Origin of the sequence: Edaphobacter aggregans DSM 19364, from assembly GCF_000745965.1 — a bacterium.
GTDB classification, from domain to species: Bacteria; Acidobacteriota; Terriglobia; order Terriglobales; family Acidobacteriaceae; genus Edaphobacter; species Edaphobacter aggregans.
Genome location: NZ_JQKI01000306.1, coordinates 1 through 2,189 on the forward strand (window position 1 = coordinate 1; position 2,189 = coordinate 2,189).

Sequence of the window (2,189 nt, forward strand, 5' to 3'; positions counted from 1 at the left end):
CCGGGCATGTTCAACAGCTTGGAGGTGCAAGTCCTCTACCCGACCTGATGGAGGTAAGGGTTAGCAAGAACGCAAGGGCTACCGTCGCGAGGCGGAGGCGATTGTGCGCAGAAGGCGATTGAACTGACCGCAGAGCAGATGTCAGCAGACGGCGTAGTAGGCCATGTCGTCGGCAAGGACTGCCTCTCGACAGCCTCAGTCGCCGAAGCGACACAGAGCAGATCTCCCGGGGTAAGCTCGTATGGATTTCGGCCCGGACGCAGTCCCCATGGCGCCCTGCGGGCGCTGCGGAGGATCATCGTCTTGAAGAAGGTTGGACACTTGTTCGAGGCGGACATCCGCGGCTATTTTAATCACATCCAGCATGATTGGTTGCAGGCGATGGTTGCTCATCGGATTGCAGACCCGCTCATCCTGCGCCTGATCGGCAAGTGGCTGAATGCGGGGTTCATGGCGGGAGGAGTTGTCACGCGAACGGAAGAAGGATCGCCACAAGGCGGGCCGATCAGCCCGATCTTGTCCAATATCTACCTGCATTACGTCCTTGATCTCTGATTCGAAAAGAAGATCAGGCCGGCTTGTCAGGGAGAGGCGTATTTGACGAGGTTCGCTGACGACTTCGTGGTTAATTTCCAATACCGGCGCGATGCGGAAGAGTTCCAAAAGAACCTGACGGATCGATTCGGAAAATTCGGATTGGAATTGGCGGAGGAAAAGACGCGGGTGATGCGCTTCGGACGATTTGTCCGGGGGGACATGGCGAAGACCGGCGGTAAGCCGGACACGTTCGACTTCCTAGGTTTTCAGCATGTGTGCGGCACTGACCGAGGCGGCAAGTTTGCTTTGGTGCGGATTCCGTGCAGCAAAAGCCGCCGAAAATTCTTGGCCAAATCCAAGGAGTGGCTCAAAGAGCATAGGCATTGGAAGCGGCAGGATCAGCAAAAGCAACTGAAGAGGATGCTGCGCGGCTTCTACCAGTATTTCGGATTGAACCACTGCAAGCCGAAGCTCGACGGGGTCCGTCGTGAAGTAGAACGACAATGGGCTCGTACATTGAGACGACGCAGCCAGCGGCATCGGCTCTACTGGTCCTATCTCAAGAGTCAACCTTGGTTCGAACTACCTTATGCGGCGTCGGTACTCCACGCGACGGTATGACTGCCTCTCCATGAGGGCAACCTGGGGAGCCCGTTGCGGGAATTCCGCACGGCGGGTTCTGCGAGGGGGGACAGGTTCAAGTGGCTTTTGCTGCAACGCCTGTCCCTACCCACCATCGAGTTAATCATGACAAATTGATGGCACAGATCGCTAAACGCGTCGAAGACAAACGGCTGTTGAAACTCATCCGGGCGTTCTTAAATGGCGGGGTGATGGAAAACGGGTTGATCAGCCCAAGCGTGGAAGGGACTCCCCAGGGAGGTCCTCTTTCACCCCTGCTCAGCAATCTCGTGCTTGATACACTCGACCGAGAATTGGAGCGCCGGGGACATCGCTATGTTCGCTACGCAGATGACTGCAACATCTATGTGCGCAGCGAGCGTGCGGGTCAACGAGTGATGAAGAGCGTTACGAGCTTTATCACCGGGCAGCTCAAGCTCAAAGTAAATGAGAACAAGAGCGCGGTGGCGCGACCGCAGGAGCGAAAGTTTCTTGGATTCAGTTTCAGGGACGGTCCAGAGGCTAAACGGGCAATCGCTCCGAAAGCCCTGGACCGTTTCAAGGACCGAATCCGGGCAATCACGCGACAGGCAAAGGGTGTCAGCATGGAGTCGACGGTGGAGGAACTGGCTCGCTACATGGTGGGCTGGCGAGGCTACTTCGGCTTTTGCGAAACACCCGATGTGCTGATTTATCTCACTCGTTGGGTGCGGCTCAGGCTTCGATGCGCCCTCTGGCGGCAGTGGAAAACCCCACGCCGTCGGCGGGCAGCATTGCTGCAACTCGGGGTGCGTCCACAACTGGCTGCCAACACAGCCGGAAGTGGTCGTGGCCCCTGGTACCTGGCCCGCTCCAAAGCCCTTTCAGTCGGGCTTTCCAATGCGTACTTTCGGTCGCTCGGTCTTCCTGCATTGCTCGACAACTGCTAGCGTAACTTCTCGAACCGCCGTGTACGGACCCGTACGCACGGTGGTGTGGTAGGTTGTGTCAAGAAGACGCGCAAGCGTCATGCTGTACGAAAGATGAAGGCG

General features: G+C 57.3%; 1 protein-coding gene and 1 pseudogene. Both read left to right on the forward strand.

What is annotated here, in order from left to right; genetic code table 11:
* The first annotated feature begins 138 nt into the window (after window positions 1-138).
* Window positions 139-1,158: pseudogene (locus Q363_RS45090) on the forward strand (reverse transcriptase domain-containing protein).
* Between the two features lie 80 nt (window positions 1,159-1,238).
* Window positions 1,239-2,087: a reverse transcriptase domain-containing protein gene (locus tag Q363_RS31410; RefSeq protein WP_035358663.1), complete on the forward strand. Its 849-nt coding sequence runs from the start codon at window positions 1,239-1,241 to the stop codon at window positions 2,085-2,087.
* Window positions 2,088-2,189 lie beyond the last annotated feature (102 nt).